Consider the following 19409-nt stretch of genomic DNA (forward strand, 5'->3'; position numbering starts at 1 on the left):
TGGTTTTTTACTCTATTTTGGGGAGTATTTATTTGACAATTTTTGATGAAATCGCTATTTCTAATACCTAATCATAAAACACAACATCTTACTTTTCATTTTTAGAGGATTATCTTATGTCTCATTTATCGGTAGCAAAATTCGGCGGTACATCTGTTGCAAACTATTCAGCCATGCAAGCCTGTGCCAAAATTATTATTGCCGATCCTAATACCCGCGTTGTCGTGCTTTCTGCATCGGCAGGTGTCACAAACTTATTAGTTGCCCTAGCCAATGGTGTAGAAGCAGAAGAACGTGCAAAATTAATCGGTGAAGTCCGCCAAATTCAAGAAAATATTTTAAATGAATTACAAGACGATAGCCGTGTACGTCCTATCATCGAAAAATACTTAGAAAATATTGCCGCACTTTCTGAAGCGGCTAGCCTTGCAACATCACTTGCTTTAACCGATGAACTCATTAGCCATGGCGAAATGATGTCAACACAAATTTTCATTGAAGTATTAAGAGAATTACGAACATCAGCCACCTGGATCGATGTACGTACTTTAGTGGCAACTAATGATAACTTTGGTAAAGCCGCACCAGATGATGCTCAAACTCAAGTTAACTGTGATAATTTGTTAAAACCATTAATTGATCAAGGTGAACTGGTTATTACCCAAGGATTTATTGGCCGTGAACCAAATGGCAAAACCACAACTTTAGGTCGAGGAGGTAGTGACTACTCTGCTGCACTTTTAGCGGAAGTATTAAATGCAAAAGACGTATTAATTTGGACGGATGTAGCGGGTATTTATACGACTGATCCGCGTATTGTACCCAATGCACAACGCATTGATACAATGAGTTTCTCCGAAGCTGCTGAAATGGCAACCTTTGGTGCGAAAGTATTACACCCTGCAACACTACTTCCAGCTGTGCGCAGTAATATCCCTGTTTATGTCGGTTCTAGTAAAGCGCCTGATGCAGGCGGTACTTGGGTAACACGCGATCCACAACCACGTCCTACATTTCGTGCAATTGCATTACGTCGCGATCAAACCCTATTAACCCTTTCAAGTCTAAGTATGCTACATGCACAAGGCTTCCTGGCGAATGTATTCAATATCTTGTCCAACTATAAAATTTCCGTCGATACAATCACCACGTCTGAAGTGAGCATCGCATTAACCTTAGATAAAACAGGATCTGTTTCATCTGGTATCGAATTACTTTCTCCAGAATTATTAGAAGAATTAAGCCAATATTGTACCGTGAAAGTCGATACAGGCTTATCGCTTGTTGCATTAATTGGCAATGACTTACACCTCGCTTCTGGTGTAGCAAAACGTATTTTTGACACCCTAGAAGGCTATAACATTCGCATGATTAGCTATGGCGCAAGTACGAATAACATTTGTATGCTCGCGCATAGTGACAAAGCAGATGACGTAGTACGTTCATTACATAAATCGTTGTTTGAATAATAAATTTAGAGAAAGTGCGGTTAAAAATAACCGCATTTTTTACGTTTTAAATTTGAGATTAAGGCAAAAAAAGAGTAAAGTAATCGTTTGTCTGATTTATAAACTTACGCAAACTTAAGGCGGAAATTATGGGAAAAAGTGTTGTTATTCTTGGCGCTCAGTGGGGCGATGAAGGAAAAGGTAAGATCGTTGATTTATTAACAGATCGAGTTAAATATGTGGTGCGTTACCAAGGTGGCCACAACGCAGGTCACACGTTAATTATTAATGGTGAAAAAACCGTATTACGCTTAATTCCATCAGGTATTTTACGTGATAATGTGACCTGTTTAATTGGTAATGGCGTAGTGCTTTCTCCTGCCGCATTAATGCAAGAAATGGGCGAGTTAGAAAACCGAGGGGTAAAAGTACGTGAACGTTTGTTAATTTCTGAAGCTTGTCCATTAATTCTCCCTTATCATGTTGCGATGGATCATGCTCGTGAAGCTGCATTAGGCAAAAAAGCCATTGGTACAACCGGTCGGGGTATCGGTCCCGCTTACGAAGATAAAGTGGCACGTCGTGGTTTACGCGTGGGTGATTTATTCAATCGCGAAGCCTTTGCTGAAAAATTAAAAAATATCCTTGAATACTATAATTTCCAATTGGTGAACTACTACAAAGTAGAACCTGTTGATTATCAAAAAACATTAGACGATGTGTTTGCGGTAGCTGATATCATCACGGGCATGGTAGCAGATGTGACAACCATCTTAGATACGGCTCGCAAAAATGGCGACAACATTTTATTCGAAGGTGCACAAGGTACCATGCTTGATATCGACCACGGCACCTATCCATATGTAACCAGTTCCAACACTACCGCAGGTGGCGTAGCGACTGGTTCAGGTTTCGGTCCTCGTAACCTTGATTATGTGTTAGGTATCATCAAAGCATACTGTACACGTGTTGGTGGCGGTCCATTCACCACAGAATTATTCGATGAAACGGGTGCTGAAATTGCACGTAAAGGTAATGAATTTGGTGCTGTAACTGGTCGTCCTCGTCGTTGTGGTTGGTTTGATGCTGTAGCCATTCGTCGTGCAATTCAACTAAACTCAATTTCTGGCTTCTGTATGACCAAATTAGATGTATTAGATGGCTTTGATGAAGTGAAAATCTGTACAGCTTACAAAATGCCAAATGGCGAAATCGTTGAATATGCACCATTGGCAGCGAAAGATTGGGAAGGCGTAGAACCAATTTACGAAACTTTACCAGGTTGGAAAGAAAACACCTTCGGTGTCACTGATGTAAATAAATTACCGCAAACTTGCCGTGATTACATCAAACGTATCGAAGAAGTAACTGGTGTACCGGTAGATATCCTTTCAACGGGTCCAGATCGTGTTCAAACGATGATTTTACGCGATCCATTTGCGGCCTAAAACGGCATAAAAATAAACCGCACTTTGGCACAACCAAGTGCGGGTATTTTTTAAGGAGTTTTTAATGACTGAACAAGATATTGCTGACTACCTAAAAAATCACCCTGATTTTTTTACCCATCATCCTGAACTACTTCAACTGCTTAGTATTCCGCATAGCCATGAAGAAGGGACGATTTCCTTAGTCGAAGCACAGCTTGCTCAGCAACGAGAACAAATCAAAACGCTTACTCAACTCCTCGAAAAATTTCATCTGCTTGCCCATCAAGAAGCGGATATCTTCTTTGCTCTGTTACCTTTGCAGAAAAAACTATTTCAAACAGAAGACTTTATTGCCATCAATGAAAAACTTGATGACTGGGCAAAAGGCTATGAGCTAAAAGGTGCTAAAATCTTACTTTTCACTGACAGCTGGCAAAAAAAGGACACTATTCCTGAACAACATTGGCTAGACCGAAAAGCGTTTGAACTCATTCGCCTAGAGCGCATGGGGTTACGCCAATTCTATTTAGGCGATCTCTCCAATAAAGAAAAAGCCCTTATGTTCCTTCCGGAAGAACTCCCTATCGGTTCTGTGGCGATTTGCCGTTTAGGTGGAACACCGCAAAAACCAACCGCACTTTTAGTCTTCAAATCTCGAGACACTGACCGTTTCCACAACGACCAAGACACCACATTTCTTCGACATTTAGTCGATATTGTAGAATTGCATTTGGGAAGGTGGCTTTAAATATTGAAAATCAACTTGTGATATACAATCATCATTATGAGTAACGGGTATGCTACATAGCATTAACACCATTTTGTCATTTCCTTTATTAACTATTAGCATTCAGTCAAAACACCTAAAAAGAAAGTCCAATTATTCGGCCACCCAAAAATGCGAAGCCTTCTTAACCTGACTTTCTTTGATGATTAAAGTATATTCTTCTCACCACGAGAAAGACTAATTAAGCCTGAACGCACAATTTCAAGTAATGTGCTTTCTTCTTTCAGTGCCTCAACAAAAGCATCTAATTTGTCTTTTGTACCCGTTAACTGAATGGTATAAGATTTTGTTGTCACATCCACAATCTGACCACGGAAGATGTCGGCTAAACGTTTTAATTCATCACGCGATGAACCTGTTGCACGCACTTTCACTAACACCACTTCACGTTCTACGTGATCATGCTCACTCAAATTGATAACTTTAAACACATCCACTAATTTGTGAAGTTGCTTTTCAATTTGCTCAAGTACTTGCTCATCCCCTACCGCTTCAATCGTCATACGAGAAAGGGTTGGGTCGTCCGTAGGTGCCACGGTTAAGCTTTCAATGTTAAATGCACGTTGGGAAAATAAGCCGACCACTCGAGATAATGCACCGGATTCATTTTCTAATAAAACAGATAAAATTCTACGCATTATTCTTTCTCCTCTTGTGGTTTGCTGAAAATCATCTCATTCATCGCCCCGCCGCGAACTTGCATCGGGTAAACGTGTTCGGTTTCATCAACATTAATATCAACAAAAACCAATTTATTTTTAATGCTGAAGGCTTCTTGTAATTTGCTGTCTAATTCATCAGGTGTCGAAATTTGAATCCCCACATGACCATAAGACTCGGCTAACTTCACGAAATCTGGTAAAGAATTCATATAAGTTTGGGAATGGCGACCTGAGTAAATCAAATCTTGCCATTGTTTTACCATGCCTAAGAAGTGGTTGTTCAAACAAATCACCACAACTGGAATGCGATATTGTGTTGCCGTTGAAAGCTCTTGAATATTCATTTGAATACTGCCATCACCCGTTACACAAACTACAGTTGCGTCAGGATGTGCAAGTTTCACCCCTAATGCAGCAGGTAAACCAAAGCCCATCGTACCCGCACCACCTGAATTGATCCAACGACGCGGTAAATCAAACGGATAATGCAATGCAGCAAACATTTGGTGTTGCCCTACATCCGATGCCACATAAGCTTGGCCTTTTGTTATGCGATATACCGCTTCCATCACTTGCTGTGGTTTGATAACGCCTGAAGTGCGGTCGAAATCTAAGCATTTTTTTGCTTTCCATTCATCGATTTGTTTCCACCAATCTTCTAAGTGATTTTGCGGACGCGAACCGATTTCTTCACCTAATAAACTTAAGAATTCATCCAATACATTTTTCGCATTACCTACAATTGGAATCGCAGCAGGTACATTTTTGGAAATAGAGGTTGGGTCAATATCAATCTGAATCACTTTTGCATTCGGACAATATTTATCTAAGTTGTTAGTGGTTCGGTCATCAAAACGTACCCCAACACCAAGGATTAAATCACTTTCATGCATCGCTGTGTTAGCTTCATAAGTTCCGTGCATCCCAAGCATGCCTAAGAATTGTTTATCGGTACTAGGATACACACCTAAACCCATTAATGATGACGTGACCGGTAAATTTAAACGTTGCGCAAATTGTATTAATTCTTCATGACAACTTGCCGCAATTGCCCCACCACCCACGAATAAAACCGGTTTTTTAGCTACTAATAATGCTTTTAATGCTTTCTTAATTTGACCTTTGTGACCATTTACCGTTGGATTATAAGAACGAAGCTCAACAGATTTTGGATATTCATAAGGATATTTTAATGTTGGGTTTACGGTATCTTTTGGAATATCTACGACAACGGGACCTGGACGGCCTGTTGAAGCAATATAAAAGGCTTTTTTCAAGATCCCTGGAATATCTTCTGCTTTTTTAACGATAAAGCTGTGTTTAACCACTGGGCGAGAAATCCCCACCATATCACATTCTTGGAACGCATCACGACCGATTAAGCTACTCATCACCTGACCTGAAATGATCACCATTGGCACAGAATCAGTATAAGCGGTCAAAATACCCGTAATCGCGTTGGTTGCACCTGGTCCTGATGTGACTAATACACAACCCACTTTACCTGTCGCACGTGCATAACCATCTGCCATATGTACCGCTGCTTGCTCATGACGGACTAAAATATGCTCAATTCCACCAAGAGTATGGATTGCATCATAAATATCCAATACGGCACCGCCTGGATAACCAAATAAATACTCAACGCCTTCGTCACGCAAAGACTGAACCACCATTTCCGCACCGGATAATTTCTTCATATTTTACTCCTAAAACTGACCGCACTTTTATTTGTTACGATTCGTATCAAAACAATGGAAACATCATACCGAAAGAAAACAACTTGTCTAGCATTGCAAAAGTCTAAAAAGACAAATTTAAAAGAATTAAAATCTGGAAAAATATGAAAATAAAGTTTTAAATAAATATTAAAGTCAAAAAATAAAGAGAATTGTATTTTTATATAGAGTTTTATAAAAATAAAAAAATTTTATTCTTTTGTTCAGAAATTTGAACTAGATCACATTTTAAATGTTGTGTTCTCTTATGAGTGGAAGAAAAAGAATCGATGACAAGAAAAAACCGCACTTGGAAGCCCAAAAGTGCGGTTAGATTTTAAGTGATTTTTAATTAGCCGTTATAGCGTTTGAACACTAAAGTTGCGTTTGTACCACCGAAACCAAAGCTATTTGACATGACAGTTTGTAAGCCTGCATTTTCTTTTGTTTCAGTCACGATATTGCAGCCTTTTGCCGCTTCGTCTAATGTTTCGATATTAATGCTTGGTGCAATGAAGTCATTGTGTAACATTAATAAGGTATAGATTGCTTCGTGTGCACCTGCTGCACCTAAAGAGTGACCGGTCATTGATTTGGTTGAAGAAATCGCTGGAATTTTGTCACCAAATACATTTTTGATTGCCCCTAATTCTTTCACATCACCAACTGGTGTTGATGTACCGTGTACGTTGATGTAATCAATTGGAGTATCTACCGTTGCCATTGCTTGTTTCATACAACGCTCTGCCCCTTCACCGCTTGGCGCGACCATGTCGTAACCATCAGAAGTTGCACCATAACCCACGATTTCAGCGTAGATTTTTGCGCCACGTGCTAATGCATGTTCTAATTCTTCAACCACTACAACAGCACCACCACCAGCGATAACGAAACCATCACGGTTTGCATCGTAAGCACGAGAAGCTTTTTCTGGGGTATCATTGTATTTGGTTGAAACAGCACCCATTGCATCGAATTCAGTTGCACATTCCCAAGATAATTCTTCCGCACCACCCGCGAAAACCACATCTTGTTTACCTAATTGGATTAATTCAACTGCGTGACCGATACAGTGTGCAGAAGTTGCACAAGCAGAGCTGATTGAGTAGTTCACACCACGGATTTTGTAAGGGGTTGCTAAACAAGCTGACACACTTGATGCCATGGTTTTAGTTACCGCATAAGGACCAATCGCTTTCACACCGCGTGGACCACGCACTGCATCACAAGCCACTAATTGGTTATGTGCTGAACCAGTACCTGCACCGATTACAAGACCTGTACGGTCATTTGAAACTTGATCTTCTGTTAAACCTGAATCTTCAATCGCTTCACGCATTGAAAGGTATGCATAAGCTGCCGCATCCCCCATAAAACGATACACTTTACGATCGATATGCTCGCTTGGATCAAGTTTGATTGTGCCGGCAACATGGCTACGCATTTTCATTTCAACAAACTCAGGGACAATTTCAATTCCCGATTTACCCGCTTTTAATGATGCCAAAACTTCTTCTTTGTTGTTACCGATACTTGAAATAATACCAAAACCAGTAATTACAGCTCTTTTCATTCTTTATTCCTTATGATTTAGGGGAAATTTAATTCAACTTACAGTTGTTAGCTGAACGCAATTTACTATGAAATGAAAATATTGCAAGCAATAATTCATTTGTTCGACCAGTTAAGTTTTAACCGTCTCAAAATTTCCGTGCTATTATAAAAGAATTTGATAAGGCAAAAAAGGGCTAACACATGTTCACCATTCAGCATGCAAAAATTCATTTTAACGAAGAGAATACCCCCGTTTCAGATAAGTTTGATGACGTGTATTTTTCCAATCAAGATGGTTTAGCAGAAACCCACTATGTGTTTTTAGAAGGTAATCAGTTGTGGGAACGTTGGGTTCATTACCAAGAAGCCCATTTTGTTATTGCTGAAACAGGGTTTGGCACAGGATTAAATTTCTTTGCGGTGACCACGCTATTCCGTGAATTTCGTCAGAAATATCCAGATTCACCTTTAAAACGCCTTTATTTTATCTCTTTCGAAAAATACCCTTTGCCACTTGATGCATTACAACAAGCTCATTTAGCCTATCCACAATTTTCTTGTCTTGCTCAGCATTCACAACAGCATTGGCTTAATCCCATTCAAGGTTGCTATCGTTTTCATTTTGATGAAACCACGTTAGATCTTTGGTTTGGCGATGTCGCTGAAAATCTGCCGCAACTGGGCGATTATATGAATAGCAAAATTGATGCGTGGTTTTTAGATGGTTTTGCGCCGAGTAAAAACCCCGACATGTGGAATGAGCAGCTTTATCAGCAAATGTTTCGTTTTACCAAGCTACAAGGTACCTTTGCGACTTTCACTGCGGCAAGTGCGGTGAGAAAAGGCTTAGAAAATGCAGGCTTTAATATGAAGAAACGCAAAGGCTTTGGTAAAAAACGGGAATGTCTTTCTGGTCAAAAAACGCAGGAAAAACTGACCGCACTTTCTGCGCCCTGGTTTCATAGTCAGCCAGCCAATCTCAAAGAACAAGATATTGCCATTATTGGTGGCGGGATAGCCTCGCTTTGTACAGCCATTTCATTGGTTAAACGTGGGGCTAAAATCACGATTTATTGCGAAGATGAGCAAACCGCTCTCAATGCATCCGGCAATAAACAAGGCGCTTTTTATCCACAACTGAGCGATGATAACGAACGCAATATTCGTTTTTATATTCATGCTTTTGCCTATGGCCATCAATTCCTACAATGGGCAATTCAACAACAAATCGAATTCGAACATGAGTTCTGTGGTGTCACACTTTGTGCTTACAATGAGAAAGCTGAAAGTAAATTAAATAAAATCGCTGAGCTGAATTTGCCTTCTGATTTATATCAGTCACTAAACCAAACTGAATTAAGCGAAAAAGTAGGTTTACCGTTACCTTTTGGTGGCGGTTTTATTCCTCAAGGCGCTTGGCTTGCACCACGTCAGTTAGTTCAGCATGCTTTTGCCTTTTTAGAAAAACAAGGTGTCCAGATTAAAACATCACAAAAAGTAACCGCACTTTCTCAAACAGAAAATAGTTGGCAAATCACCACAGCTGAAAATAAAACTTTCTGCCATGAAGTGGTTGTTTTAGCAAACGGGCATAAACTCACTGAGTTTGAACAAATGCAAAAACTGCCACTCTACCCAGTTCGCGGACAAGTAAGCCAAATTCCGACATCGGAAAACTTGCTAAAACTCAAAACCGTGTTGTGCTATGACGGCTACCTGACGCCAGTCGATCAAGCGAAAACCAGCCATTGTATTGGTGCCAGTCATGTTCGTGATAATTCGACTCGTGAATTTAGCCTCACTGAACAACAAGAAAACCAACAAAAAATTCAGCAAAATATACCTGAAGAGTGGACAAAAGAAGTGGATACATCGAGTAATCTTGCTCGAATCGGTGTACGTTGTTCGGTACGTGATCTTACGCCAATGATGGGCGCTGTTCCTCATTTTCCAACACAGCAAGTGCAATATCAAAATTTGTTTAATTTACGCCGCCGTAAACAGCCAATAGAACAAGCTGAAAACTACCCTAATCTCTATTTAATCGGTGCATTAGGCTCACGAGGATTAACTTCTGCGCCATTTTTAGGGGAAACACTGGCTTCCTTAATTTATGGCGAACCCTTACCGATGAGTGAAGATCTAATTCATAACTTAATGCCAAACCGCAGTTGGGTCAGACGCTGGTTGAAAGGGGCGGAGGTGAAATAAAAAAAGTGCGGTTAAAATCAACCGCCTTTTTCTTAATACAAGCTTAAACGTTGTAATCGCTGTCTGGCGATTTCTTTGATTTCATCCTTTTTTGCCGTATTCATAATTTCCAAATAAAGCAATTTGGCCAAACCAATATTCACTTGTGTCCCAATCCCTTCTTCATACAAACGAGCCAAACGGAATCGCCCCTCATTGCTACCCGCATTCGCAGCTTTTTGGAACCATTCAAAGGCTTTGGTAAATTCTTTCTGATTGGTATAGATTTCCCCTAATGTAAGCATGGCATCAGGATCTTTTGTCGCACTGGTTTCAAATAATTTAATCGCTTGAGCAGTATCTTGCTTCACATAGTTGTTACCGTTGAAATACATGACTGCCAAATTATTGATAGCTTTAATACTGCCTCGCTCAGCAGCTTCGCTAAACCACCAATAGGCCAACTCTTCATTTTCATCTACTCCGCGACCTAAATTATAAAGCATCCCTAAATTGCTTTGAGCTTGTAAATTACCTTCCAAAGCTAAAGGATACATAATTTCAAAAACGGCTTTCCAATCTTGTTTCTCAGCCAGTTTTTGCGCCAGATCCATTTTTTGCTGTTCTGTCATTTGTGCTTTATCCACCAAATCAATGGTTTTCATGGCAAATGCTGAACTGCTTAAGGTGAGCGTGGTGAGGAGTAAAAGTTTGGCTAATGTCTTCATCTTATAACGTCGCTATCAATAAAATAATCAAAAAAATGGCGGATGTTCCGAATTCTATTAGACCGACTTGCTTCACGGAAAGTTTCTTGGTGGGTAAATAAATCGCACGAATTAATGCCGGCACAAAAGCAAGTGATAAGACATATTGTTGGGTAAACAAGCAACCAAGCACGCAAAGCACATGGAAAATAATAGAGGCTTTGAGATAAAGCGGATTTTTGCGTTCACGCATCATTGATTTGACATAAAGCGTCGTGCCTATAAAAAAGAGACTTGGATACAGTGCTACCCACCAAATTTTTTCGTCAAAAGTGCGGTCAGAAAAATAATAGGATCCCATACCTGCAAGGGCAAAAATCGCAATACCCGCTAAATCATTGAGAAGATTACGTTCATCTTTTTTCTTGGTGTAATAGATACTCACCAATACAAAAGGAAACATGGCTGCAATAAAGAAAAGAATTTGCCAGTTATAAAAAATGGCAGGAAGCGCAAATAAAAAAGCTGTGACACCATAGATGATTGTCCACTTTTTATATTCCGCCATATTTTTGCCTTTAAAGAGACTCAGCATTGGGTAACTCAGCAAATACATGCTGAACCAAGCTAAAAGCAAAAAGAAATGCGCCCAAACAGGTGAAGCTAATAACATACCGTAAACAAAAGGCAATAATGCCATCACAATGGCGCCATATTGATTCGAAATCAGGAGTTTCATAGTTTTCTTTAGTTGATAAAAATTCTCAATTATTTTATCTCACAATTTCTTGATTTACAAAGTCTAAAACCGCCTTTAGAATGGAATTATCGTCATCAAAAAGGAGCTATTATGTCGATTCAACGCATTCAACCAAGCAAACGCTTTTCTGAAGTGGTCATTCATAACAATACTGCCTATTTTGCAGGCCAAGTACCAGAAAAAACCGTTAAGCAAAATGCTTACGAGCAAACCAAAGAAGTCCTTTCACTGATCGATAAATTATTGGCTAAAATTGGTTCTGAAAAAAGTAAAATTCTTACCACGCAAATCTTCCTTGCTGATATGGCAGATTATGCTCAACTCAACCAAGCATGGGATGAATGGGTCGATAGTCAAAATCCACCAAGCCGAGCAACGGTAGAAGCGAAACTTGCAGAGCCTGATTGGAAAGTTGAAATCGTGATTATTGCAGCCGTGTAAGTATAGCTTTTTCAAAATGTGATCAACCGCAAAGAAACTTTTTTGTTTTTCCTTTACACTAAACACAAAATTCAAATAAGGAGTAATGTATGCAATCATGGACACCAGAAATATGGCAAGCAGCGGTGATCGGGCTTGTCGTTGGCGTAATCTTCGGCTATTTGCTATTACGTTTAACAAAAGGGTCTGTTAAAAAACAAGCTCAGACAGAAGCTGAACTGAAAGAAGTGAAAACACAATTAAGCGATAAACAAGCACAACTTGAAAAATATTTCGCTGAAAGTGCTGAATTATTTAAAACCTTAATTGGTGATTATCAAAAACTGTATCGTCACTATGCGGTTTCATCTGAAGCTTTACTCGGCAATAAACCTACCAATAAAGGTTTATTTACCCAGCAATTGGTGACAGCCTCATCAGAAAGTAAATCAGAAGAACCCCCACGTGATTATTCTGAAGGTTCATCTGGCTTATTAAAAACAGATAAAGAAAACCAATAATGATTAACGGTTGAGCAATAAAAAAATCAGGGATTAAATACTTAATCCCTGATTTTTTATTAATGATTACTCAACACTTGAGCCGGTTGTAATTTTACTGCCCTACTGGCTGGATAAAGACTCGCGAGTAAACTCAATACCAATGCCGCCACGAGAACTAATACAACATCGAACCAATGTAATTCACTTGGTAAGAAATCAACGAAATAGATGCCATCTGATAACAGTTTTTTACCGAGTAATGTTTCGATGCCTTGAATAATCGGCGTGAGATTCAATGCGAGTACAACACCTAACACAATACCAATCAAACATCCTTTCATCCCTGCAAGTAAACCATACCAAATAAAGATTTGTTTAATAAATCCATTATTCGCCCCTAGTGTTCGCATAATCGCAATATCACCTTGCTTGTCTTTTACCGCCATAATTAAGGTAGAAACGATATTAAAACACGCCACCCCAATTACAAGCACCATCGCGATATACATCACCGTACGAATAAGCTGAATATCTCGATACATATAGCCAAATTTTGCCACCCAGTTTTGAATATAAAGCAGTTGCGGATAATCATTCAGCATCGAATAATCCATTTCTTGTACTTTAAATGGATCATCCACTTTCAATTCAACACCGGTAATTTGATCTTCACGATATCCCATTAATTCCTGTGCTTGAGGCAGGGAGAGTAAAGCATAACTGTGGTCTAACTGACCATCTAAACGTAAAATAGCGGTCACTTGAACACGCTCACGATTAGGCTGAGCCATTTGATCTTCACCATTCGGTTGAGAAATCAATAACGACACCCAATCGCCTGCTTTAACATCTAGCTCTTTGGCAATACCAGAGCCCAGCACCAATCCACCTTCTTCTGCGAATTTCTGCCAGCCATCACCTTCCACAAACTTACCAAGAGAACTCACTTGATCTTCAGCTTGTTTATCGACCCCTTTCACTTGAACGACTTTAAGTTTATTGCCATTTTCGACTAAGGCAGTAAAACTCACAAAAGGTGAAAGTGCGGTAATTTTTTTGTTTGTTTTTAGACGTTCCGCAAGGTTCTGCCAATGGTTTAATGTGCTCTCATTGCCCTGTGGGTTTAATGTGATTTCCGCATGTGGTACGACTGCCAAAATACGTGAATTCAGTTCACGCTCAAAGCCATTCATGGCACTTAACCCCACGATCAACACCGCCACGCCAAGAGCTATACCGATAGCAGAGAATTTTGAAATTAACGCCACCAACGGATTCTTTTGCTTACCCCGTTGATAACGCCAACTAATGAAAAAAGGCGTATTCATTATGCACCTTCCTTCAAAATTCCGTCTTGCATGGTTAAGCAACGAGACAGTTTTTGCGCTAATGACATATCATGTGTAACCAATAAAAACGCAATGTTTTGTTCCGCATTCAAGGTTTGAATCAACTCAAAAATACTTTCTGTGGTTTTATGATCTAAGTTACCTGTTGGTTCATCAGCCAAGACAAGAGCAGGGTTATTCACCAATGCACGAGCAATCGCAACACGTTGACGTTCACCGCCAGAAAGTGCAGATGGACGATGAGTAATACGATGACTTAAGCCTACTGCGCCTAATATTTTTTCAGCACGATCTTTTGCTTCTGTTTTATTCTGACGACCAATTAACATCGGCATCATCACATTTTCCAATGCGGTAAAATCTGCCATTAAATGGTGAAATTGATACACGAAACCGAGATTTTGATTACGCAATTTAGCCAATTCACTTTCAGACGCTTTTTGCAAAGATTGCCCTTTAATAAACACTTCCCCACTACTTGGCTGATCTAAACCGCCTAAGGTGTGTAATAAAGTACTTTTTCCCGAACCAGAGCTTCCCACAATCGCCACTAATTCTTGTGGTTTCATGGCAAAGCTCACGCCTTTTAATACTTGGGTTTGGTTCTCGCCTTCTTGGTAAAATTTATTAATATTTTGGCATTCTAATAAGTAGTTATTCATATTTTACTCATAACGTAATGCTTCCGCCGGCTCAGTTTTCGCCGCACGATAAGCTGGGTAAATGGTTGATAATAAGGATAATAATAGAGAAAAGGCAATCACAACAATGACTTGCACTGGCTCAATGGATGTTGGCAAGAAAACACCGTTCGGATTGACCGCACTTAAAATTGCCCCAAGGTTTAAGGTGATTAATACGCCCAGTACAGCACCAATCAATGTACCCACTAGCCCAACCAATAAACCTTGATAAATAAAGATAGAACGCACTTGTGATTTAGTCACACCTTGTGTTTGCAAAATGGCGATTTCCCCTTGTTTATCCACCACCATTAAACTTAATGAGGTCACGATATTGGAAATCGCAACAATAATAATTAAGCTAATCAACAAGCCCATCATATTTTTTTCCATACGAACCGCTTGGAAAAACTCCCCTTTTTGGACACGCCAATCACTGATATGGCTCTCTTTAAAATAGGTTGGCAATTCTGTGATTTGGAAAGGATCATCCAGGAATAAACGATAGCCTTGAGCTTCGCCTGGCTGAATTCGCATTAGGCGACCAATATCAGCTAAATTAGCAAAAACTTCATAACCTGACGCTTCGCCATAATCATAGTAAAGCTCGCTCACCGTAAATAAACGCTGCATCGGCACGCGACCAAATGGGGTGTATTGGCTGTTTTCCGTAATCATTAAACGAACCTTATCACCCACTGCTAAGCCTAATTTTTGTGCCAGGTTATCCCCAATAATCAACTTAAACTCACCTTGCGGTAAAAGTTGATTAAATTGGCTAGGATCGAAACCGTCCAGTAAAAGATCATCTGAAAAAGACTGAATACCAATCACTTGTCCTGCGCTCACGCCTTTTGCCGTTTGAAACACAACATTTGTGGTATTAATCGGCACAGCTTTTTGCACAAAGTGCGGTGTATTTTCAAGCGGTTTTTCTGCCGAAATAGGCACTTCTTGACTAACAATCGCGTGTGGAATGATCGAAAGCACCTGTTGTTTTTGATAGCCTTCTAATCCATTCATGACAGAAAGCACAATAATCAATGCCATCACACCCAGTACGATGCCAAAGCTTGCTAAATTAGCAACAAGTCGCCCAAAACGATCGGCGCTTTTTGCACGCCAATATCGCAGGGCGACGTATAAAGAAATAGGTAAATTCATTATTTTTGATTGAATTGTTGAACGAAATCTTCGATATTTTGCGTCACTTTTTTCGTTAGCGTGGTTACCGCACTATCACTCGCCCAAGCAATATGAGGTGTGATAATTAAATTCGGCATCGTTTTCGCTAATTCAATCAGTGGATTATTTTTCTCTGGAGGCTCTTTCACTAACACATCTAATGCGGCACCACCTAATTGTCCTGATTTTAATGCGTCACAAACCGCTTGCTCATCAATCAATGGACCACGACCAGTATTGATTAAATACGCCCCTTTCTTACAAAGTGACAAGGTTTCTTGATTGATTAAATTTTTAGTTGTTTCAGTTAATGCACAATGCAATGTCAGAATATCAGCCTGTTTTAGCACCTCTTCAAAAGGCGTGTAACCTTCACGACAAGTTGTCGCATTTCGATGTTCAGCATAAAGGACTTTCATGCCTAAAAGTTCTGCTAAACGCCCGACTTCTGTACCTAAACAGCCTTTTCCAAACACACCTAACGTTGAACCTTTAACATCTGTAATGGGATAATCAAAGTAGCAGAACTGTTTACTCTCAGTCCATTTTCCCGTGATTTGATCGCGCTGCCAGCCAGCCAAGCTGTGTTTTAACGCAAAAATCATGCCTAATACATGCTCAGGTACGGTCGTGGCAGAATAACCCGTCACATTTTTAACCGTCACACCTAATTCTTTTGCCGCGTCTAAATCCACGTTATTAGTACCTGTCGCAGTGATAGCAATGAGTTTTAATTTCGGTAATTGTTGCAACACCTCGCGGCTTAAAATCACTTTACTGGTGATAATAATATCCGCGTCTTTTGCTCGCTCAATGATTTGCTCTGCGGAAGTATATTTATACTCTACCCAGTTATGCGGAAAGCTTGGACGAGGAATAGGAATATGTTTCGGAATTGCGGTGCTGTCTAAAAATACGATATTCATTGTTATCTCCTTTTACAGAACAAAAGTGCGGTCAAAAACAATGCTATTTTCAACCGCACTTCTCTATTAAATAGACGTATCCAATTCAGGGAAAGATTTCACTAAATCATCAATGGCTTTCATCTGTGAGACAAAACCTTCTAATGCCGAAAGTGGCAATGCAGAAGGGCCATCACATTTTGCTTGATTTGGATTCGGATGTGCTTCTAAGAATAAGCCTGCAATGCCAATTGCTAAACCAGAACGGGCTAATTCTGTCACTTGTTCACGACGACCGCCTGAAGCAGCACCAAACGGATCACGACATTGTAATGAATGAGTCACGTCAAAAATAATTGGGCTGCCTTTCGACACTTTTTTCATTACGCCGAAGCCTAACATGTCCACCACTAAATTATCGTAACCGAAGTTTGAACCACGATCACAAAGGATAATTTTATCATTACCACATTCTTCAAACTTATCCACGATATTACCCATTTGACCTGGGCTTAAGAATTGTGGTTTTTTTACATTAATTACCGCACCGGTTTTTGCCATGGCTTCGACTAAATCAGTTTGACGAGCTAAGAATGCCGGTAATTGAATCACATCCACCACATCGGCAACAGGCTGACATTGATAGATTTCGTGCACATCGGTAATCACTTTCACGCCAAAGGTTTCTTTTATCTCTTGGAAAATTTTTAAACCTTCCTCCATGCCTGGACCACGGTAAGAATGAATTGAAGAACGGTTAGCTTTATCGAAAGATGCCTTAAAAACATAAGGCACACCCAACTTTTCAGTCACTTTTACATAAGCTTCGCAAACTTGCATCGCCATATCACGACTTTCAAGCACGTTCATTCCGCCTAAAAGTACAAAAGGTTTGTCGTTTGCAACATCAATATTGCCGATTTTTACAATTTTATTTTGCATAATATTTCCTTTTTAATGGATGGCATTGGCATCTTTCAATGCTTCGCCTTTCAGTTCTAAAAGTTGAGTTTTTAACAGAGATGAAGTGGGATCATTCGGACATTGATCCACAAAATATTCTAAATCCTCAATGGCGGAAGAATAAGCGCCCATTTGCGCCAACACTAAGCCACGATCGCGAATATCGTAAGGATCTTTTCTTACCGCTAACAAGAATTGGATATAATTAAAAGCAAAATCGTTTTGTTCTTCACGAATTAAGGCATTTTTGGCGAGCTGACGGAAACGTGTAGTCAGCATCGGAATATCTGCTCGAGCTAAATCTTCAGATTGAATTTGAGCGCCAAAACCAAAGGCGCCTTCATAGAGTTTTTTCAATTCATCCACTGAAATATATTTTCCGCTCCAAGGATCAATAAATGCTACTTCTCCGTCTATTTCTGCACGTAAAATCAGCTGGGTCGGGAAATTTACGGGATAAATCGGCAATTTTAAACTTGCAGCTAAATAAAGTATTAAGGCACCAAGACTCACCGGCATACCTTCACGCTCTTCTAAAATATATGGAAGATATAAATTGCGGGCATAGAAATAATTGTCCGCATCACAATGAAAGCCCCAATCACCGTAAAATAGCTGTAGTAATTGATGAATTTTAGCTTTATCATCCCATTCTTCTGGAATAGCTTGGCGAGCTCTACGCACTAAGCCCCCCACAAGCCCTCTTATACGAGGCTCATCAAGTTGCTCTTTCTCACAAATGCTCAAATAAAAATGAGTCAGTTCAGCATACAAGGCTTTTTGATCGTATTTCATTACCGCTTCCTATATCCCAACGTTACGCGCTCATTGTCGCCATAATCCCGTATGGTTGCAACCCCTTGCCAATGATTTTGCCAGAAAATTGACCGCACTTCTTCACCCTGTTTCCAGCCGTGCTCTAACAATAAATAGCCATTATCTTTTAAATGTACTTGTGCGCACTCAATAAGATGGCGTAAATCAGCTAAACCGTTTTCACCTGCCACTAACGCCGAACGTGGTTCAAAACGTACATCACCTTGTGAAAGGTGCTCATCGGTTTCATCAATATAAGGCGGATTACTGACGATAAGATCAAACTGCCCTTCAACATGTTCAAACCAACGACTCTGAAAAAATTGTACCTTGAGCTGATTTTTTTCTGCATTGGATTGCGCTAATTTGACGACTTCAGGCATTAAATCCACACCGATGACATCTAATTGAATAGCCTTTTTTTGACAAATAGGAGAAAGCTCAGAAGCTAACGCCAACGCAATAGCACCCGTGCCAGTGCCAAGATCGAGAATACGAAAGTGCGGTGGATTTTCTTCCAGTTTTTCTAACGTAATTTGTAATGCTTTTTCTACGAGAATTTCAGTATCGGGGCGAGGAATTAATGTTCCTTCAGACACATTTAAAGGCAAGGACCAGAATTCTTTTTCACCGAGGATATAAGCGATAGGCTCGCCTTTTAGACGACGATCTAAAAGTGCGGTCAATTTTAACCGCACTTTTTCATCAATCTCGGTATCATCAAAAGCAAGGATTTGCGTACGCGATTTGCCCGTTGCGTGTTGAAGAAGCACAAGCGCATCAATTTTACTATTTTCAGTGGGATTTTTTGGTGCTAAATCCGCCATTGCTTGTACCAGCCATTCTTTATAATTCATTATTTTTCGTCTTTTAACACAATCGTGCCAGCCACTAAATCCGTTAAAGAACGACGATCATCACGCACAAGTGCAACAATACCGCTAATAATTAATAAGAAACTCGTCCACGCCAATAAAATATCAATAATTTCGCGACCGATGTATTTACCAAATTCAACAGGCTGATTGGTATGATAATTAAATACTCGCAAGTCTAACCAGCGTTTTGCCATTGTCTGGCCATAAGTTTTCATGAAATATAACTGAAAACCAGCATATACAATCGTCCCCACTACACCGGCAAAATCCCCCAATGCAAAACCGAGACCAACCATCACCCAAAGCACAAGCCCATTAATCATACTTGCAAGCCAACGTTTAAAACGGCTTGCTTGAGCGGGTTGAGAAGGTTTGAAAGCAGAAGAAAATTCAGCATCTTTTTGATTTTCAATGATCATTTTATTTCCCTGTAAAGTTAAAAAGGACATCT

Annotated in this window: 19 protein-coding genes; 6 read left to right on the top strand and 13 right to left on the bottom strand. The window is 39.9% G+C overall.

Going from position 1 to position 19409, the window contains the following annotated elements; all coding sequences use genetic code 11:
* Positions 1 to 116 precede the first annotated feature (116 nt).
* From lysC to QQS40_RS09630, 3 genes are all read left to right on the top strand, one after another.
* Positions 117 to 1469, top strand: coding sequence for a lysine-sensitive aspartokinase 3 (gene lysC / locus QQS40_RS09620; protein ID WP_308602512.1), 1353 nt, complete (start codon positions 117 to 119; stop codon positions 1467 to 1469).
* A gap of 128 nt (positions 1470 to 1597) precedes the next feature.
* Positions 1598 to 2896 (top strand): adenylosuccinate synthase, encoded by a 1299-nt coding sequence (gene purA, locus QQS40_RS09625; RefSeq protein WP_289901681.1) that lies wholly within the window; start codon positions 1598 to 1600, stop codon positions 2894 to 2896.
* Between the two features lie 64 nt (positions 2897 to 2960).
* Complete coding sequence (locus QQS40_RS09630; protein ID WP_289901680.1) at positions 2961 to 3626, top strand: DUF484 family protein; 666 nt, start codon at positions 2961 to 2963, stop codon at positions 3624 to 3626.
* A 185-nt stretch (positions 3627 to 3811) separates the two neighbouring features.
* Here the strand turns inward: QQS40_RS09630 and ilvN are convergent, their stop codons facing one another.
* The 3 genes from ilvN to fabB all read right to left on the bottom strand — a co-directional run bounded on the left by ilvN (position 3812) and on the right by fabB (position 7618).
* A complete protein-coding gene (gene ilvN, locus QQS40_RS09635) occupies positions 3812 to 4303 on the bottom strand; it encodes an acetolactate synthase small subunit (protein ID WP_289901679.1) in 492 nt (163 codons plus the stop codon).
* Positions 4303 to 6027 (bottom strand): acetolactate synthase 3 large subunit, encoded by a 1725-nt coding sequence (locus QQS40_RS09640; RefSeq protein WP_329505026.1) that lies wholly within the window; start codon positions 6025 to 6027, stop codon positions 4303 to 4305. Before QQS40_RS09640 ends, ilvN begins: the two co-directional genes overlap by 1 nt.
* Positions 6028 to 6397: 370 nt before the next feature.
* Positions 6398 to 7618 (bottom strand): beta-ketoacyl-ACP synthase I, encoded by a 1221-nt coding sequence (fabB, locus tag QQS40_RS09645; protein ID WP_049355550.1) that lies wholly within the window; start codon positions 7616 to 7618, stop codon positions 6398 to 6400.
* A gap of 182 nt (positions 7619 to 7800) precedes the next feature.
* Here fabB and mnmC point away from each other — a divergent pair, with 182 nt between their 5' ends.
* Positions 7801 to 9810 (top strand): bifunctional tRNA (5-methylaminomethyl-2-thiouridine)(34)-methyltransferase MnmC2/FAD-dependent 5-carboxymethylaminomethyl-2-thiouridine(34) oxidoreductase MnmC1, encoded by a 2010-nt coding sequence (gene mnmC, locus QQS40_RS09650; protein ID WP_329505029.1) that lies wholly within the window; start codon positions 7801 to 7803, stop codon positions 9808 to 9810.
* A gap of 32 nt (positions 9811 to 9842) precedes the next feature.
* On the opposite strand, the gene QQS40_RS09655 is transcribed toward mnmC, so the two are convergent.
* Positions 9843 to 10517 (bottom strand): tetratricopeptide repeat protein, encoded by a 675-nt coding sequence (locus QQS40_RS09655; protein ID WP_049355552.1) that lies wholly within the window; start codon positions 10515 to 10517, stop codon positions 9843 to 9845.
* A 1-nt stretch (position 10518) separates the two neighbouring features.
* Entirely contained in the window at positions 10519 to 11235 is a 717-nt protein-coding gene (locus tag QQS40_RS09660; protein ID WP_049355553.1) for a YwiC-like family protein, read from the bottom strand.
* Positions 11236 to 11346: 111 nt separating this feature from the next.
* Here QQS40_RS09660 and QQS40_RS09665 point away from each other — a divergent pair, with 111 nt between their 5' ends.
* Entirely contained in the window at positions 11347 to 11697 is a 351-nt protein-coding gene (locus tag QQS40_RS09665; RefSeq protein WP_329505032.1) for a RidA family protein, read from the top strand.
* Between the two features lie 89 nt (positions 11698 to 11786).
* Complete coding sequence (locus tag QQS40_RS09670; RefSeq protein ID WP_329505034.1) at positions 11787 to 12197, top strand: Z-ring associated ZapG family protein; 411 nt, start codon at positions 11787 to 11789, stop codon at positions 12195 to 12197.
* A gap of 59 nt (positions 12198 to 12256) precedes the next feature.
* On the opposite strand, the gene lolE is transcribed toward QQS40_RS09670, so the two are convergent.
* The 8 genes from lolE to QQS40_RS09710 all read right to left on the bottom strand — a co-directional run bounded on the left by lolE (position 12257) and on the right by QQS40_RS09710 (position 19377).
* Positions 12257 to 13507: a lipoprotein-releasing ABC transporter permease subunit LolE gene (gene lolE / locus QQS40_RS09675; RefSeq protein WP_329505035.1), complete on the bottom strand. Its 1251-nt coding sequence runs from the start codon at positions 13505 to 13507 to the stop codon at positions 12257 to 12259.
* Positions 13507 to 14190 (bottom strand): lipoprotein-releasing ABC transporter ATP-binding protein LolD, encoded by a 684-nt coding sequence (lolD, locus tag QQS40_RS09680; protein WP_014065207.1) that lies wholly within the window; start codon positions 14188 to 14190, stop codon positions 13507 to 13509. The genes lolE and lolD overlap by 1 nt, the downstream gene beginning before the upstream one ends.
* A 3-nt stretch (positions 14191 to 14193) precedes the next feature.
* Complete coding sequence (locus tag QQS40_RS09685; protein WP_128787227.1) at positions 14194 to 15375, bottom strand: lipoprotein-releasing ABC transporter permease subunit; 1182 nt, start codon at positions 15373 to 15375, stop codon at positions 14194 to 14196.
* The gene (locus QQS40_RS09690; protein WP_128787226.1) at positions 15375 to 16322 is read right to left on the bottom strand and encodes a 2-hydroxyacid dehydrogenase; all 948 of its coding nucleotides are present in this window, start codon (positions 16320 to 16322) and stop codon (positions 15375 to 15377) included. Before QQS40_RS09690 ends, QQS40_RS09685 begins: the two co-directional genes overlap by 1 nt.
* 66 nt (positions 16323 to 16388) lie before the next feature.
* The gene (kdsA, locus tag QQS40_RS09695; protein WP_128787225.1) at positions 16389 to 17243 is read right to left on the bottom strand and encodes a 3-deoxy-8-phosphooctulonate synthase; all 855 of its coding nucleotides are present in this window, start codon (positions 17241 to 17243) and stop codon (positions 16389 to 16391) included.
* A gap of 12 nt (positions 17244 to 17255) precedes the next feature.
* Positions 17256 to 18059: a SirB1 family protein gene (locus QQS40_RS09700; RefSeq protein WP_329505041.1), complete on the bottom strand. Its 804-nt coding sequence runs from the start codon at positions 18057 to 18059 to the stop codon at positions 17256 to 17258.
* Positions 18059 to 18937 (bottom strand): peptide chain release factor N(5)-glutamine methyltransferase, encoded by an 879-nt coding sequence (gene prmC, locus QQS40_RS09705; protein ID WP_329505043.1) that lies wholly within the window; start codon positions 18935 to 18937, stop codon positions 18059 to 18061. The genes QQS40_RS09700 and prmC overlap by 1 nt, the downstream gene beginning before the upstream one ends.
* Positions 18937 to 19377, bottom strand: coding sequence for an RDD family protein (locus QQS40_RS09710; RefSeq protein WP_308602535.1), 441 nt, complete (start codon positions 19375 to 19377; stop codon positions 18937 to 18939). The genes prmC and QQS40_RS09710 overlap by 1 nt, the downstream gene beginning before the upstream one ends.
* Between the last annotated feature and the right edge of the window lie 32 nt (positions 19378 to 19409).

The organism is Haemophilus parainfluenzae, from assembly GCF_036288925.1.
GTDB lineage: Bacteria > Pseudomonadota > Gammaproteobacteria > Enterobacterales > Pasteurellaceae > Haemophilus_D.